The following is a 16,815-nucleotide window of genomic DNA, read 5'->3' on the forward strand; positions in this document are numbered from 1 at the left end:
CCAAGACTTGCGAGTACGTCGTACTAGCGCCAACTGGACGCCTTTAACAGGTAAGGCGTCACGCTGAAAGCCATTCTCAAGCAGGCCGTGTAACCGTAAGCGTCACGGCAGCGATTCGGTCGGTCTGGGCGTAAACACCAGACTCAAGCTCTTCACCAAAGACATCCGGATCCATTTCGCGGTAACGCCAGATCATATCAGTCCCAGCTAACCGGGCCTGGACAGCCTCTAGAAATGGGTCCCTGCTATCCACCATGGCTACTCCGGTATACAGCAGCAAGGTACCTGCAGGCGCCAGCCGTTCTAGCGCAGCATCCAGGATGGATAAGGAGAGTCCAGCCCCGAGCGGCCCACCACCGTGGCGATAAGCACGCTCTGTAGGGTCTACGAGATAGGGTGGGTTGGAAACAATGAGATCGAACTCCCCTTCAACCTCGTTCAACAGGTTGCTGTGCTGAGTGACTACATTGGTCGCCTCGGCCATTTCTGCATTAATCTGGGTAAAGCGAAGCGCACGATTATTGATATCAACAGCCAAGACCTCAGCATCCGGTCTTGCCAGTGCCACAAGTATCGCCCCAGGGCCTGCGCCACTGCCGATGTCGACAGCCCGGCGGAGTTGCCCGGTCTCGAAACGCAACTGAGCTTCGATAGCGTTGGCGTAGCGGTAAGTGTCTGGACCAAAGAAAACAGCATCCGCCTCGTCCGTAGGATAAGCGGAGTGAATGAACAACTGGTCGCCCAATGTTGATACACGAATCCGACTACGCCAGCCGTCTTGATAGGACTCTAAAATATCAGCTGCCTGCATGGCTTCAAAAAGCTCGGATGAGATGACATTCCTTTTGAAGGGCCGACTCCAGCCAAAAATGCCTTGCAGATCCTGAGCCCACTCGTTGCCTGGCCGGCTATTAACACGGGCATGTGAGGCTGGCGTTACCGTAATAAAGTGGTAATCCGCATTGCGTAGCGCTTCGATCAACAGGCGGAAGGGTTCCATGGAGTGTTTGGACGTTGCAGGCTGTTCGTGCATCTGTGTATCCGTCACGCAATTTGATCCTTTAGAAACAGGACAGGGCCCATAGGGCCCTGTCCTTGTATGGTCAATTGAAAAGCTTGTTGAAGAGTCGGGTAGCCAATAGGCCAGAGGCCGTGTGGTGATTGGCGGGTGACATCATCTCGATAAGAAGCGCCATGCCTGCCTCACGTGTAGGCTGACAAGCCAGCCGCTGTTCAAGTGCAGCGGTTTCGCTGTCAAAGTCGCTTACCTCTGCAGTCGAAGCATTTAATGCAACGGCCTGAGGATCATCAGCCGGACCCTGGCACAGGGCCTCCTGTTGACGCTGCTTGGCCCGAAAGCTCAGTTCACGCTTGGGCAGAATAGCCACACGATCCTGCCCTGCTTGATCCTTAGTAGCCGCAACCTTGGCGCCGGTATGCACTAGGTCGCCTGCAATCCAATCGTGGATGAGCTGTTGTTCATAGGCTGTAAATACGCCGAACATTTCAGCGCGCTCACCTTGTATAAGCTTCCAGAAACGGCTGTTTTGCGGATCCTCATGGCGCCTGATCCAACCCTGGGCCTCCATGGCTTCGAGAAAAGCAGGTATCTGCTCGGGATCTGCCAGCCACTCACTGACATTACGACCACCAATCCGGCAATAATCGGAATGCACGTACTTGCCGACGGTGCTTTTTTCAGCCAACAGTGAGATGACTTCCTGCTCAAGGTCGAACGAGCCAATCACCGATGTTGTCCCTGCACCCAGGTTATTGAGCAAATAACCTTGAATAACGCGTCGGTAAAACGTCTCGCGGTCTTCTACTGGCATGGCGTCATGAACCGCCTGCAACGCTTTTTTGGCATGGCCCGTGCCGGCGTTATCGACCGTGACGTGCAATGTAAAATAGTAGGGATCAATTCCGAGTTCATTCAGCTCATAAGAGGTAATGAGCAAATGGAGAGGAAGCTGCTCATAACCCAGGTTGAATCCAATAATCTCTGGCAGGAAATGTTCGGCCTCATAGGCCAGCGCCAGCTGGATTGCACCCTGTACATAATGATCGTCGCTTAAGCGATCCCAGTCCTCACACCCATTGCTGGCCAAGAGTTTTTTGTACAGAACCACATGGTTCTTATCCGGCAGTCCCTCGCCCAACTCTTCCAGATAGATCTGAATAGGCGCAGTGAAACGGGCGTCATTCCAACGCTGCAGAATGCCATACAGCCAGGCACCATCTACCAGTTTGGTTGGAGCAACGCCCCTGAGAAAGTACAACGCATGGGACTTGCTTGTGAAATAGCGACGAGGGGCGCCGGCCTTGCGTGCCTTGAGATACGCACGGTACTCCTGTCCTACCCGCTCCGTACTGTGTAGTACCCAGCGCTCCAGCTCCTGCGGATCCTCCGGCAGGTCGGATTGCATGTGTGCAGTAGCGCTTAGCTGCTCATCAAGGTATTGCCGCGCCTTTTCGAGCGCTTCTGCAGTAGGCTTTTGTTCAAGCAGGGAGAAATAAAGGTGACGGGATGGCTCAAGGGCGTACGGCGTTAACACAGCCTGTCGGCTCGTCGTGGCTCGTGTAGTTGTCTGCATACGTCAGCACATCTGGCAGTTAATAGTTGTACAGGTTGTACAATTTGGCCCCTGCATGGCGGGTGAGTTCCTTACCTTGTGTCCGCTTGCCCGAAAACAATCATGCTTCACAGGGTAAAGGCCTTGTCCAGCAAGGCCCTGTGCCATCAAATCCGTATGTCGGCTAGCGTATGAAGCTCGGCCTCGATCCGTGTACCCGTCAATGCCTCCTCATTGGAAAAGCCGTCGTAGTGGGACAGATCACCAAAGCGGATACCTGTTAGCTCCTCAATACGCCGAACACTGCGCTGATAGGTACGGAAGCGTCCGAAGGCAGCTTCCAGTCGGCCTAGCTCGCTAGACTGGTCAATCATGTAAGCCGTCGCAGAGGGCTTACCGTCATCAGACAGAAACGCAACCACTTTCCAAAAGGCCGACGGAATCAGCACACCTCGATAGAGACGATCATCGTCCCGGAAGACTGGTCCGGTAAATACCGTAGCCCGCTCCTTCCAACGACGTGTGTTGTCCAAGAGATAGTTTTCCAAGTCCAGCCAGTTTTTCTGATTGAAGCCTGCCATCTGTGGCGAGCAATTGGTGAAGTGGAACGTATCACGGTTGGCTATTTCGGCCTCGTCGCCCCAGTTTGGATCCTCGCGGCGGACCAGATGTCCACGGTCGAGCGGATTATCGGCATACAAGTCCTCGCCAATCTGAGCCTCTAGCGGGATGCGTCCATCGTAGGACCAGCGATCCTTGCCCCGCTCGACCGAAACGGATCTGGCGCCATCGATATTTACACCTACGCAAAGCGCAAGGCGACGCGAGACGGACATGGTGATGGAGAAATGCATGTAATCGAGTCGGTTTTCAGCGGAGCCTGAAACAGGCAAGACATCTTTTGCGCGCTCACCGATCAACGTAGGCCAGGGGACGTTGAGTTCCCCGAGAAAATCAGCAGCATACCCTGGCCGTCCAGCCAGAGACTCGGCATCCGTGATACGGGGACCCTGCTGGCGGGCTTCGAAATCTAGGGCAGGCGCTGCCTCCTGAGGAGCGAGTCGGCGCATATCACTCAGTCTTGGTCTGTGGTTCAGGTCGATCGCCATTTCTTCATATTCCTGTCGTATAGAGTGCGATATAGAGCTTAGGCAATACCTTGGCGTTCTGAGGCATCGATAGCCTCGATAAAGCGCACAGTCCACCTCTACATGGCATACTCTGACATTCCTATTTGGCGATTACTTTACAGGGTTGGGAGGCCAAGAATGCCCGACACGAACGGCGCGTTAAGTCTGTATGGCATAAAGGCCTGCGACACCATGAAAAAAGCACGCACATGGCTAGACGACCATGGCGTGGCTTATCACTTTCACGATTACAAAGTCAGTGGCATTGACCGGGACACCCTTACTGCCTGGTGTCAGGAACTTGGCTGGGAAAAGGTGCTTAACCGCGCGGGCACCACATTCAGGAAACTGTCTGACGAGCAAAAGACAGACCTCGATGAAGCACGTGCTATTGAACTTATGCTGGCGCAGCCCTCCATGATCAAGCGTCCTGTACTGGACCTGGGCAAGCATCGCGTACTAGGCTTCAAGCCGGAACTGTACTCGGCTGAGCTGGAGCGCTGACATGTCGATTGCCTGGGCATTATTCATACCTTCCTGTTTTGCACTGAATATGGCGCCTGGGCCGAATAATCTGCTGTCCGTCAATAATGCTGTCCGCTTCGGCTTCACAGCCGCCTGCCTGGGCACAGTGGGACGCCTTGTTGCCTTTGCCGTAATGATTGCATTGGCGGGTTCAGGCTTGGCACTCGTGCTATTGACCTCGGTCTGGCTGTTTACCGCGATCAAGCTTATGGGCGCGGCCTACTTGATATGGATTGCCATTCGCCTATGGACGGCCACCCCCATAGCAGAGAATCTACCCGCAGGCGAGGTCACCAAGACCAGCCTCTGGAAGCTGATGCGCCAGGAGTTTCTGGTAGCCGCAGGCAACCCCAAGGCTATTTTGTTATTCACAGCATTTCTTCCTCAGTTTGTAGCCCCGGGTGAGCCGCTTGGGCCACAATTTACTCAACTTGGCGCAGCGTTTCTGATCATGGAATGCTTTGCCATTGCGATTTATGCCTTCGCCGGCGTGCGTCTCGGCCGTCTATTGGCTGGTGAGCGCGCCAAGCGTCTGTTCAACCGTGGTTGTGCCGCCCTCTTGGGCACTGCCGGCGTGGGATTGCTTCTCAGCCGGCGTCCGGCCTGACCTTATTTGTTTAGAAGGAAAGATTCATGTCTCAGAATGTGTTCAGCCTGGCCTTTGGCGTCGGCACGCAAAACCGCGATGGCGCCTGGCTGGAAGTCTTCTATGCACAGCCCTTGCTGAACCCCTCGGCGGAGCTGATCGCTGCCATCACACCGGTTCTCAATTACGCAGGCGGCAACCAGGCCATTGCGTTTACGCCCTCCCAGGCACGCTCACTGGCCGATGCTCTGCGCGGCATAGAAAACGCCCAGGTTCAGATTGCACTGCTGACTCGTTTGGCCGAAAGCGCCAAGCCTCTGGTAGCCACTGTTCTGGCAGAAGACGCTGCGCCTTCCTCAACACCCGAGGCGTACCTGAAGCTGCATCTGTTGTCGCATCGCCTGGTCAAGCCGCACGGGGTCAACCTGAGCGGTATCTTTGCCCTGCTGCCAAACGTCGCCTGGACTAACCAAGGCGCCATCGACTTGGCAGAGCTGCCCTCCGAGCAGCTGGAGGCCCGCCTGCGAGGCAAACTGCTGGAAGTCTTCTCCGTCGATAAATTCCCGAAGATGACTGATTACGTCGTGCCAAGCGGCGTGCGCATTGCCGATACCGCCCGTGTTCGTCTGGGTGCTTATATTGGTGAAGGTACGACGGTCATGCATGAAGGCTTTGTAAACTTCAATGCAGGCACAGCGGGCCCGAACATGATCGAAGGCCGCGTCTCGGCAGGCGTGTTTGTAGGCAAAGGCTCTGACTTGGGCGGCGGCTGCTCCACCATGGGCACGCTTTCAGGCGGCGGTAACATTGTGATCAGTGTTGGCGAAGGTTGCCTGCTTGGTGCGAATGCTGGCATCGGTATTCCACTGGGCGATCGCTGCACGGTGGAATCTGGCCTATACGTAACCGCAGGCACAAAAGTTGTTGTGCTAGATGATCAGAACCAGCAGGTAAAAGTGGTCAAGGCACGCGATCTGGCAGGCCAGAATGATCTGCTGTTCCGCCGCAACTCCCAGACAGGAGCGGTTGAATGCAAAACCAACAAGAGCGCGATCGAGCTGAACGAAGCCCTGCACGCGCATAACTGAGTTATGGAACCCGGTGCCTCTGTACCGGGTCCAGACCAGTAAGGAGGCCGTCCGCCGGCTTACGGCCGGGCGGCTTTTTTTCATCTACTCCCAATAGACGAAGCCATGACATTGCCCTCTCCCTGGCGCGCCGATTTTCCGGCCTTTTCAGCTTTCGATGAAGACGGCATCACTTATCTGGATACCGCTGCCACGGCCCAGAAGCCCAAGGCTGTGCTGGACGCAATCACTGCGTACTATGCGCGCGGCGCCGCGAACGTTCATCGCGCCCAGCACCGCCCTGGTGAGCGAGCGACCCAGGCATACGAGGCGGTCCGGGATAAAGTCGGCCACTGGCTGGGCGCCTCTAGCTCAAAAGAGATCGTCTTTACCCGTGGCACAACAGAGGGGCTCAACCTACTGGCCTATGGGCTTGAACATCACTTCAAGCCGGGCGATGAGATTGCGATCAGTGCGCTGGAGCACCATGCCAACCTCTTGCCCTGGCAGCAGCTGGCCAAGCGCCGAGACTTGAAGCTGGTTGTATTACCGCTCACACCTTCAGGCCAAGTCGACCTTAACAGCGCCAGCGAACTGATAGGCCCATGTACTCGTCTGGTTGCTATCAGTCAGCTATCGAACGTATTGGGAACCTGGCAGCCGCTGGCTGAACTGTCTCGTCTTGCACACGATCAGGACGCCTGGTTTGTGGTGGATGGTGCTCAAGGCGTGGTGCATGGCCGTCACAACCCCAAGGACCTAGGTGCAGATTTCTATGTCTTTTCCGGTCATAAGCTCTACGCGCCGGAGGCTATAGGCATACTCTGGGGACATGCCGATGCATTGGCAGCCCTTGCACCCTGGCAGTTTGGTGGCGAGATGGTACGTAATGCTGACTACCAGCAGGCTGAATTTCATGCCGCCCCAATGGGCTTTGAGGCAGGCACCCCTCCTGTCGGTGCAGCCATTGGCTTAGGCGCTGCCTTGGACTGGTTGAGCGCGCAGGACGAGTCATCCATTTTTGGCCATGAGCAAGCACTCTGCGTGAAGCTACAGGCGGGCCTTGCAGCGCGTGATGGCGTACGTGTACTGGGTGAACCTCAGATTGCGTTGGCTAGCGTAGTAGTTGATGGCATACACGTAGCTGATCTTTCTCATATGCTAGGCGAGCAAGGTATTGCCGTGCGGGCGGGCAATCATTGCGCCATGCCGCTGTTCAAGCGCTTGGGCGAGGCAGGCTCGCTGCGTATTTCGCTTGGTCTGTATAGTGACTCGACAGATCTGGAGCGCTTCTTCATGGCGCTGGACAATGCGCTGGAGTTACTACGATGACCGTTTTGACGGCTGAGGCGCAGACTGCGCTGGATGCCTTTTCTTCCGCCAATGGATGGGAAGCCCGTTCACGTCTCTTATTACAGTGGGCAACTCGTTTGCCTGATGTGGAAACCCGCCGGGACGAAGATCGAGTTCATGGATGTGAAAGCCAAGTCTGGGTAACTCACAAGCAGGAGGGAGAACGGCATTTCTTTCGGGCGGGCAGCGACTCTCGCATTCTACGCGGCCTGCTGGCTGTACTCTTGGCCCGAGCCAATGGCCTGGCCCGAGAGGAATTGGCCGTGCTGGATATTCATGACTGGCTGGGCCAACTAGGGCTGGAACGACAACTCTCTGCCTCTCGCGGCAACGGCCTACGCGCCGTAGTCGAGCGCATGCGGGCACTTGCCGAATCCTAGCCGAACCCCTTCCCCCTACGCGTAGTCCGAAGAAGAGATGAGTTGAGGAGTTCTCTATGGCTGCGCAAATCCGTATCGGTATTTCCGGCTGGCGCTACGTGCCTTGGCGTGGTGTGTTCTACCCGCAGGGACTGACGCAAAATAAAGAGCTGCGCTTCGCCTCGCGTGCCCTGTCCACGATCGAAATCAACGGCTCTTTTTATTCGCTTCAGCGTCCACAGAGTTACGCCAACTGGTATGCCGAGACTGGGGAAGACTTTCTTTTCAGCGTTAAAGGCCCGCGCTATATCACCCATATCTTGCGGCTGAAGGGGATTGAGAAGGCAATGGCCAACTTTCTGGCCTCTGGCATCTTTGAACTCAAGGAAAAGCTGGGCCCGATCCTCTGGCAGTTTCCAGCTAATTTGAAGTTCGAGCCTGAGCCCTTCGAGGCGTTTCTAAAGCTTCTACCTCAAGATACGCAAACAGCACAGGCACAGGCCTTGCAGTGCGAGGAGCGTATGGAGGGACGATGCAGCCTGACCATCGACGCTAATCGCCCTTTGCGCCATGCGGTGGAGATCAGACATGAAAGTTTTATCGATCCCGTCTTTATCGAGCTGCTCCGCCGCTACAACGTAGCACTGGTGGTTGCTGATACGGCCGGTAAGTGGTTGTACCGTGAGGATGTCACGGCAGACTTTCTCTACATTCGGCTACATGGTCACGAGCAGCTCTATTCCAGCCGTTACTCGGATGAAATCCTGCACCACTGGACGTCTCGCATTCAAGCATGGGCACAGGGCCGGGAGCCGGAAGATGCACAACTGATCGATGAGGCACACAGGTTACCGCCGCAGGGAGCCAGAGATGTGTATTGCTACTTCGATAACGATGCCAATGTTCATGCACCATTCGATGCTGACCGGCTTACGGTAGCACTCGGTTTGAAGGAAAGCCTGGGCAAGTGGGATCTGAGCTTGATTGGCGAGGAAGCAAAGCCGGCCAGAAAGAAAAAGGCCAGTGCGCCTTAGGATTTGCTCCGACGTGCCCTGAAGAACTCAGTCAACAAAGCGCCACACTCTTCGGCCAGAAGACCACCCTCGACCGTAACGCGATGGTTCAGAAATTCCTGCTTGAAAAACTGCCCTCGGCTTTCTACTACACCCGCCCGTGGCTCACGTGCACCATAAACCAGCCGCTGGACACGGGCATGTACCAGAAGCCCTGAGCACATGCTGCATGGCTCCAGAGTGACATAGAGCGTTGTTTCCGGAAGGCGGTAATTCCCCAGTGCCAGGGCGGCGGCACGAATGGCCTGCATCTCTGCATGAGCGCTAGGGTCATGCCCTGTAATGGGCTGATTGAAGCCTCGCCCAATGACCCTGCCCTCATGAACCAATACCGCCCCAACAGGGACCTCGCCCAGCAAGGCCCCTTCGGCAGCCAACGCCAGAGCCTCCCGCATGAACAGCTCGTCCTGGCTACGATCGATAATGGGAGGAAAGCGGCGTATACGGTTCATAACAGGCTCAAACGTCAGCTGACCTCAATGGTACCCATGAGGCCGGTTTCCATGTGATCGATCACATGGCAGTGAAGCATCCATTGTCCCGGATTATCAGCCACCAGCGCCACCCGCGCCGTTTCGTTCTTGCCGAGCAGATACGTATCAGTGTAATACGGCGTCACGGGATGCCGGTCCGAGCTTAAGACTTTGAAGGTCAGCCCATGCAGATGCACCGGATGGAGATACTGGGCCATGTTGCGGAACTCAAGGATGTAACTTTGCCCCAGCTTGAGCCTGGCCAAAGCAGGATGCTGATCACCCTCTTTGTGCTCACCCCCTGCCTGACCATTGATTTGCCAGTACATGGCCTTGCCGCAGTACGCTGGATCGCTGGCCAAGGTAGCCACCCACTCAAAGCGAAAGCTTACGGTCTCTGCATGTTCAACATCCGGCTCGCTGACCGGGTTGGGCGGTAACGGCTGCGGCCACGTTCCAGACTGAGCGCCTTGATCGGTGGCCCCTAGCGTAGCCAACCGCAGCGGACCATTACGCAGAGAAACCTGGGTTCCTACAGCAGGTACCTTGTAGGCCAGATCGATACGCATACCAGGGCCAAGCAGATACTCATCGCCAAATACACGAGGCTCGATGGGATGCCCATCTAGCGCATAAATACGCGCTTCGCCCCCTGACAGGTTTAACCGGTAGGTCGCTGTGTTATCCACGTTCAGAATCCGCAAACGCACCACTGCACCTGCAGGCAGATCGATTGTAGGAGCATGCTTGCCGTTTACCGTCGTCAGCCGCCCGAGTGTACCTACACGGGCCGCCTCCCGGGGAATGCTGAACGCCGTAAAGGCACCCTGACTATCTATATGCCAGTTCTTGAGGCACAGCGTCAGGTCATGTTCAAAGCCGGTCGGCTCACGCTCTTCGACAATAAGCGGTCCTTCCAGGCCTTTTCCTAATTGTTCACTACTGGCGATATGCGGGTGATACCAGTAGGTGCCAGCATCAGGCGTCTTGAACTGATAAATAAAGCTCTCACCTGGCAACACGGGTGCCTGCGAGATATAGGGCACGCCATCCATCTCGATGGGTAAACGGATGCCATGCCAATGAATCGTGGTGGGCTGATCAAGGTGATTGGTAAACCGGACACGCAGCCATTCCCCCTGCCGCGCCCGGATCTCTCTGCCCGGAAACTGACCGCCATAGGCCAGGGCTGGCGTAACATGGCCCGGCACCAGCTCAACATCCAGCGGCGCAGCTATCAGCTCGTAGTCATATTCTTTGGCAATCTGTGGCCGTCCTAACCACCAGCGGGCGCCACCAGCGCCTACCCCTACCACAGCCAGACCGGTCAGACCGCCGAGTACCTGGCGTCGCGTGAAAGACATGAAGTGCAGTCCCTCGGGGAAAATGAAGGTGCGCACGATACACCCGATTTCACCTAAAGATAAGAAGCACTCTCAATTAAGCATGTAGCAAAGCGCCCTTTCAGACTTACGGAAGGCATGCTTACGGCTCGATAGGGTCAAGGCGCGTGGTCTCGCGCAGCACAATCTCAAACCCTAGATCTACATGACGTTCCGGCTTGTCCTGCCCAGCGAGATGGGCGACAAGTAGCTCTGCCGCTTCACAACCGATTCGATAGCGCGGTGTTGCAACGGTCGTGAGCGGCGGGGAGGTCCAGGCAGAGCCGTTCAGATCATGAAAACCCATGATGGCCATGCGCTCAGGAACGGCAATACCCAGGCGGCCGCATTTGAAAACGGCGCCCTGTGCCAGGTCATCGTTGCAAAAGAACAATGCCTCACAGTCGGGCTGGTCATGATAAATCTGCTCGAACAGCTCTGCCCCCAAGGCCAGGGATGAGTTGCTGGTAACAAATAACTCCCGCTGCGGATCGTAAAGTCCCGCCTCCTTGAGCGCCTGCCGGCACCCATCCCGGCGCCGTAGCGTACGTGGGTCACCCTGCGCGCCAATAATGCCGATACACCGATAACCACATTCAATCAAATGCTGAGCTGCACTATAACCTGCAGCAAATTGGGAAAACCCTACGCTCCAGCAATCACTCCTTTCCAGGGTCTCGATGGTATGAACCGTGGGAATCTGCTGCTGCTCCAGTAGCGCCCAAAGACCGGGCGTATGGTCGATTCCTGTCAGGATGACGCCATCCGGAGAATGCTGCAGATAGGTCCGTAGCAGATGTTCTTCCTGCTCAAGCGAATAGCCGGTTATGCCAATAAGCAGGTTGTAGCCATGCCGATCGAGCCGCTCCTTGATACCAACCAGAATATCAACGAACACACTGTTGGTGAGTGAAGGAATAAGTACAACAATGTTCTGGGAGCGCGCTGAAGCCAGTGCCATCGCAGCCTGATTAGGTACGTAACCCAGCTGGCCACAGGCTTCAAGGATTCTGTCACGAACCGATACAGCTACTTTTTCTGGCGTTTTAAGCGCCCGGGAAACGGTAATCGAACTGACGCCGACGTGGTCTGCTATGTCCTGCATCGTGACTCGCCTGCGAGCCGGTTTACGGTTTCTCATCATCCATACCGTTATAAGCACAGCTGATTTTAACGTCAAAAGAGGTCTTTACAAACAAAATGTAGGCGCTAACATCGAAATGTAGGCGCTAACATTCGCTTGATAAAAACAATAGCGGTGAACAAGTCATGCCCTTACCCTCAAGCATTACCCCCCTTTTTTCGCGCCAATTACTGGCCTTGTCGCCAGAACGCTCAATGCCCTTCCACCACAACTTAAAGAACAAAAAGCATGAGTGATCCCACGCAACGCCGACTACGTAGCCAGCAATGGTTCGATGACCCTGCCCATGCCGACATGACAGCGCTCTATGTCGAGCGCTATATGAATTACGGGTTAACCCGCGACGAGTTACAGTCGGGACGGCCTATCATTGGCATTGCCCAGACCGGTAGCGATTTGGCTCCCTGCAATCGACACCACCTGGAGTTGGCTCAGCGAGTCAAAGCCGGTATTCGCGATGCTGGTGGAATCCCGATGGAGTTTCCAGTGCACCCGCTCGCCGAGCAGAGCCGGCGGCCCACTGCTGCGCTGGACCGCAACCTGGCCTATCTTGGGCTCGTAGAAATCCTGCATGGCTACCCGCTTGACGGCGTAGTGCTGACTACAGGCTGCGACAAAACCACACCAGCCTGCCTGATGGCAGCGGCTACTACAGATCTTCCTGCCATCGTCCTGTCTGGTGGCCCCATGCTAGACGGCTGGCACAAAGGCAAGCGTATCGGCTCCGGGACGGTGCTTTGGCATGCGCGCAATCTGCTGTCTGCCGGGGCAATCGATTACGAAGGCTTCATGGAAATGACTACGGCGGCCTCGCCTTCGATTGGTCATTGCAACACCATGGGAACAGCCCTTTCCATGAACTCGCTAGCCGAGGCGCTCGGTATGTCACTGCCCGGATGCGCCAGTATTCCGGCTGCTTACCGCGAGCGTGGCCAGATGGCCTATGTCACCGGCAAGCGCATTGTCGACATGGTGAAAGAAGACATTCGTCCGTCACAGATCATGACGCATGAGGCCTTTGAAAACGCCATTGTGCTGGCCTCAGCGCTAGGCGCTTCCAGTAACTGCCCTCCTCATCTGATCGCCATTGCCCGCCACATGGGCATCGATCTGAGCCTGGAAGATTGGCAGCGCCTGGGTGAAGACGTCCCGCTGCTAGTCAATTGCATGCCGGCAGGTGAATACCTGGGGGAAAGCTTCCACCGCGCCGGCGGCGTACCGGCTGTGCTTCACGAATTGGATAAGGCCGGTCTGATCCATCGGCACTGCAGCACCGTCTCCGGCCAAACCATTGGCGAGATCATCACTCAGCATCAGACGTTGGACAACGACGTAATCCGCCCCTGTGAATCGCCCCTCAAGCACCGCGCGGGATTTATCGTACTGAGCGGCAACTTCTTCGACAGCGCCATCATGAAGGTCTCGGTCATCGGAGAAGCGTTTCGTCAGACCTATCTGGCAGAGCCAGGGAAGGAGAACACCTTCGAAACGCGCGCGATCGTCTTTGAAGGCCCCGAGGATTATCACGCCCGTATCAACGATCCCAGCCTGGAAATCGATGAGCACTGCATTCTGGTTATTCGCGGTTGCGGCACGGTGGGATACCCCGGCAGCGCCGAGGTGGTCAACATGGCACCACCCTCCGAGCTGATCCGCCGCGGCATCGACTCACTGCCCTGCATGGGTGATGGGCGCCAGAGCGGCACCTCAGCCAGCCCGTCTATTCTCAATATGTCTCCTGAAGCAGCCATAGGCGGCGGACTTGCCCTGCTCAGGACAGGAGATCGCATGAGGGTCGATCTCAATGCACGACGGGTCGAGTTGCTGATTGACGAGGATGAGCTGGAGCGTCGGCGTAGTGAAGCCTTGCCCAGCATTCCACCCTCCCAGACACCCTGGCAAGAACTCTACCGCAAGTTGGTAGGACAGTTATCGACTGGCGGCTGCCTGGAACCGGCCACCTTGTATATGCGGGTGATCACCGAAAATGGTCCCCCTCGCCACTCTCACTGAGAAGGAGAATTACATGTCATCCTACGCGCCCTCACAAGCTCTGACGGCGGCCTATCAAACGCCTGAGGACATGGCAGATGGCACTTGGATTGGTCGCGTCTGGCTACCCGCCCCTGTCGCCGGTCCCGCTGTGGTATTGGTCAAAGGTCAGGCGGTATATGACATCAGCACCTCTGTTTCAACCGTATCCGCACTGATGGAGCTAGAGGACCCCGCTGACTATATTCACCAGCTGCCATTGCCAGCGCCACTGATAGACCTTCACGGTCTGCTCAACAATAGCGATTGCTCACAGCGAGACGAGAACAAGCCGTGGCTGCTTGCTCCAATCGATCTACAAGCCATCAAGGCCGCCGGTGTCACCTTTGCAGCCAGCCTGCTGGAGCGCGTGGTCGAAGAACAGGCCAAGGGCGACCCAGGCAAGGCGGCTGACATCCGCGCCTCATTGACTGAGCGCATCGGCGTTGACCTTTCTGATATCGTGCCAGGATCGGATCAGGCGGAGTCCCTGCGTCAGGTACTCATCGAACAGGGCTTATGGTCTCAGTATCTGGAGGTTGGCATAGGGCCTGACGCTGAAGTATTCACCAAAGCGCAACCTCTTTCAGCGGTAGGCTACGGCTCAGCGATTGGCATTCATCCCAAGTCCACATGGAATAACCCAGAGCCGGAAATTGTGCTGGTGGTTTCCAGCACGGGCAAAGTCCAGGGTGCAACACTGGGGAATGATGTAAACCTCAGGGATTTCGAAGGTCGCAGCGCCCTACTCCTGTCCAAAGCCAAGGACAATAATGCCTCAACGGCTATCGGACCCTTCATTCGTCTTTTCGATGAAAGTTATGGCATCGACGATGTGCGCTCGGCAGAGGTCGACCTGCATATCCACGGCGAAGACGGCTATCTACTGGAAGGCCACAGCTCCATGCGCCAGATCAGCCGAGACCCACTCGATCTGGTCGCGCAGACGCTCAATGCCAACCACCAGTATCCTGATGGGTTTGTCCTGTTTCTCGGTACCCTATTCGCCCCACGTCAGGACCGTGATCAACCCGGCGGTGGCTTTACTCACAAGCTGGGCGATGTGGTCACGATCAGCACGTCACGCCTGGGTACGCTGAGTAACCGGGTTACCACCAGCGACCTGGCTGCTCCATGGACATTTGGCATTCGTTCGCTGATGGACAATCTTCAGCGCCGTGGCCTGCCGTTAAATGCACTACCTCTGAACTGACCACCGACGCCATGATGAGCAGCGACATCTAACGGCCCTTCCCACCTACTGCCCAAACAGCGTAATGGATAGCCCGTCGTCGTGTTCTTCCGGCCCTGGAGTCAGAGTGAGTACACGTTACTAGAAGAATGCCCAAGCATTTTGGTGGGTCCTCCCTAGTGATCAGCGGCAGGACTGAAGTAGTTAGCCTAAAAACACAAAGGCCGCCCATAAAGGCGGCCTTTGTGCTTAACGCATCAGATCATTCCCACTCGATCGTTGCCGGCGGCTTGCTCGACACGTCGTAGGTCACACGAGAAATGCCATCGATCTCGTTGATGATGCGGTTGGAGACCTTTTCCAAGAGCTCATAAGGCAAGTGTGCCCAACGCGCCGTCATGAAGTCGACCGTTTCCACAGCACGCAAGGCTACGACCCAGGCGTAACGGCGGCCATCGCCTACTACACCCACCGACTTGACCGGCTGGAACACTACGAATGCCTGGCTGACTTTGTGGTACCAGTCGGCCTTGCGCAGTTCGGTGATGAAAATGTCATCTGCACGACGCAGCAGGTCGGCGTATTCTTTTTTCACTTCACCCAGGATACGTACGCCCAGACCCGGGCCCGGGAAAGGATGGCGGTACACCATGTCATAGGGCAGGCCCAGCTCCAGACCAATCTTGCGGACCTCGTCCTTGAACAGCTCACGCAGCGGCTCAATCAGCTTGAGGTTCATTTCCTCAGGCAGACCGCCTACGTTGTGGTGCGACTTGATCACATGCGCCTTGCCTGTCTTGGCTCCAGCAGACTCAATCACATCCGGGTAGATAGTGCCTTGTGCCAGAAACTTGATGTTTGGCAGCTTGCTGGCTTCGGCATCGAATATGTCGATAAAGGTGCGGCCAATGATCTTGCGCTTCTTCTCCGGGTCGGCTTCGCCTTCCAGATTGGTCAGGAAGCGATTTTCGGCGTCGGCACGAATGACCTTCACACCCATGTTCTCAGCAAACATGGCCATGACCTGATCCCCTTCGTGCAGGCGCAGCAGACCGTTATCAACGAATACGCAGGTCAGCTGATCGCCGATAGCCTTGTGCAGCAGCGCCGCGACAACGGAAGAATCCACACCACCGGACAGGCCCAGTAGCACGTTGGCGCTACCCACCTGTGCACGTACCTGTGCGATAGCATCTTCAACGATATTGGAGGGCGTCCACAGTGCCTTGCACTGACAGATATCCAACAGGAAACGCGACAGGATACGGCCACCCTGCTTGGTATGAGTAACCTCCGGGTGGAACTGCACGCCGTACCAGCCGCGCTTTTCATCACCCATAGCCGCAATGGCGCAGCTTGGGGTGCTGGCAACAATATGGAAGCCTTCCGGCAGGTTGGAAACCTTATCGCCGTGGCTCATCCAGACATCCAGACCGAGGACACCGTCGTCATCGATATGGTCTTCGATACCGTCGAGCAAGCGGCTCTTGCCAACGACATCAACCTTGGCATAGCCAAACTCGCGCACGTTGGAGCCTTCGACCCTGCCGCCCAGCTGTTCGGCCATGGTCTGCATGCCATAACAAATGCCCAGCAGCGGAACGCCCAGCTCAAAAACGGCCTTGGGTGCACGGGGGCTATTGGCTTCGTGTACCGATTCTGGTCCACCAGCCAGGATGATGCCGCGAGGGGCGAAGGCACGGATGTCGGCGTCATCCATGTCGAAGGGATGGAGTTCGCAATAAACGCCCAACTCACGCACACGGCGTGCGATCAACTGGGTGTATTGGGAACCGAAATCGAGAATCAGAATACGGTGAGCGTGGATGTCTTGGGACATGGCCATTTCTCATGAGCGGTAAGAACAGACGATTCGGGGCCGTCCATGACAGCCCCGAATCTCAACATAAAACACCAGCGAACCTAT

The 16,815-nt window shown here is 56.2% G+C and carries 15 protein-coding genes; 8 read left to right on the plus strand and 7 right to left on the minus strand.

All coding sequences use genetic code 11. The annotated features are described in order from the left end of the window. Positions 1-76 precede the first annotated feature (76 nt). The 3 genes from IEX86_RS01310 to IEX86_RS01320 all read right to left on the minus strand — a co-directional run bounded on the left by IEX86_RS01310 (position 77) and on the right by IEX86_RS01320 (position 3,682). Complete coding sequence (locus tag IEX86_RS01310) at positions 77-1,033, minus strand: methyltransferase (RefSeq protein WP_188864758.1); 957 nt, start codon at positions 1,031-1,033, stop codon at positions 77-79. Positions 1,034-1,103: 70 nt separating this feature from the next. Next, positions 1,104-2,594 carry an iron-containing redox enzyme family protein gene (locus IEX86_RS01315; RefSeq protein WP_188864264.1) on the minus strand — a complete coding sequence of 497 codons (1,491 nt, stop codon included), beginning with the start codon at positions 2,592-2,594 and terminating at the stop codon, positions 1,104-1,106. A 146-nt stretch (positions 2,595-2,740) separates the two neighbouring features. After that, positions 2,741-3,682, minus strand: a complete 942-nt coding sequence (locus tag IEX86_RS01320; RefSeq protein WP_188864265.1) for a DNA/RNA non-specific endonuclease — start codon at positions 3,680-3,682, stop codon at positions 2,741-2,743. A gap of 159 nt (positions 3,683-3,841) precedes the next feature. Between IEX86_RS01320 and IEX86_RS01325 the strand changes: the two genes are divergently transcribed. From IEX86_RS01325 to IEX86_RS01350, 6 genes are all read left to right on the plus strand, one after another. Further along, a complete protein-coding gene (locus IEX86_RS01325; RefSeq protein ID WP_188864266.1) occupies positions 3,842-4,207 on the plus strand; it encodes an ArsC family reductase in 366 nt (121 codons plus the stop codon). Between the two features lies 1 nt (position 4,208). Next, the gene (locus IEX86_RS01330; RefSeq protein ID WP_188864267.1) at positions 4,209-4,835 is read left to right on the plus strand and encodes a LysE family translocator; all 627 of its coding nucleotides are present in this window, start codon (positions 4,209-4,211) and stop codon (positions 4,833-4,835) included. 26 nt (positions 4,836-4,861) lie between these two features. Continuing rightward, positions 4,862-5,902 carry a 2,3,4,5-tetrahydropyridine-2,6-dicarboxylate N-succinyltransferase gene (gene dapD, locus IEX86_RS01335; RefSeq protein WP_188864268.1) on the plus strand — a complete coding sequence of 347 codons (1,041 nt, stop codon included), beginning with the start codon at positions 4,862-4,864 and terminating at the stop codon, positions 5,900-5,902. A gap of 105 nt (positions 5,903-6,007) precedes the next feature. Then, positions 6,008-7,213 carry an aminotransferase class V-fold PLP-dependent enzyme gene (locus IEX86_RS01340; RefSeq protein ID WP_188864269.1) on the plus strand — a complete coding sequence of 402 codons (1,206 nt, stop codon included), beginning with the start codon at positions 6,008-6,010 and terminating at the stop codon, positions 7,211-7,213. Beyond that, on the plus strand, positions 7,210-7,614 hold the full coding sequence (locus IEX86_RS01345; protein ID WP_188864270.1) for a SufE family protein: 405 nt from the start codon (positions 7,210-7,212) through the stop codon (positions 7,612-7,614). Before IEX86_RS01340 ends, IEX86_RS01345 begins: the two co-directional genes overlap by 4 nt. 56 nt (positions 7,615-7,670) lie before the next feature. Further along, positions 7,671-8,627, plus strand: coding sequence for a DUF72 domain-containing protein (locus tag IEX86_RS01350; protein ID WP_188864271.1), 957 nt, complete (start codon positions 7,671-7,673; stop codon positions 8,625-8,627). Here IEX86_RS01350 and tadA read toward each other — a convergent pair. From tadA to gntR, 3 genes are all read right to left on the minus strand, one after another. Continuing rightward, entirely contained in the window at positions 8,624-9,118 is a 495-nt protein-coding gene (gene tadA / locus IEX86_RS01355) for a tRNA adenosine(34) deaminase TadA (protein WP_188864272.1), read from the minus strand. The genes IEX86_RS01350 and tadA overlap by 4 nt on opposite strands. 14 nt (positions 9,119-9,132) lie before the next feature. Further along, complete coding sequence (locus IEX86_RS01360) at positions 9,133-10,503, minus strand: multicopper oxidase family protein (RefSeq protein ID WP_188864273.1); 1,371 nt, start codon at positions 10,501-10,503, stop codon at positions 9,133-9,135. 121 nt (positions 10,504-10,624) lie between these two features. Continuing rightward, on the minus strand, positions 10,625-11,665 hold the full coding sequence (gene gntR / locus IEX86_RS01365; RefSeq protein ID WP_505909226.1) for an HTH-type transcriptional regulator GntR: 1,041 nt from the start codon (positions 11,663-11,665) through the stop codon (positions 10,625-10,627). A 228-nt stretch (positions 11,666-11,893) separates the two neighbouring features. Here gntR and IEX86_RS01370 point away from each other — a divergent pair, with 228 nt between their 5' ends. Further along, the gene (locus IEX86_RS01370) at positions 11,894-13,678 is read left to right on the plus strand and encodes an IlvD/Edd family dehydratase (protein ID WP_188864275.1); all 1,785 of its coding nucleotides are present in this window, start codon (positions 11,894-11,896) and stop codon (positions 13,676-13,678) included. Positions 13,679-13,748: 70 nt separating this feature from the next. Continuing rightward, positions 13,749-14,909: a fumarylacetoacetate hydrolase family protein gene (locus IEX86_RS01375; protein ID WP_229685239.1), complete on the plus strand. Its 1,161-nt coding sequence runs from the start codon at positions 13,749-13,751 to the stop codon at positions 14,907-14,909. Positions 14,910-15,150: 241 nt separating this feature from the next. Here the strand turns inward: IEX86_RS01375 and guaA are convergent, their stop codons facing one another. Further along, positions 15,151-16,728, minus strand: a complete 1,578-nt coding sequence (gene guaA, locus IEX86_RS01380; RefSeq protein WP_188864277.1) for a glutamine-hydrolyzing GMP synthase — start codon at positions 16,726-16,728, stop codon at positions 15,151-15,153. Between the last annotated feature and the right edge of the window lie 87 nt (positions 16,729-16,815).

The sequence above is a fragment of the Pseudomonas asuensis genome (assembly GCF_014646755.1).
In the GTDB taxonomy this organism is placed as follows: Bacteria; Pseudomonadota; Gammaproteobacteria; order Pseudomonadales; family Pseudomonadaceae; genus Chryseomonas; species Chryseomonas asuensis.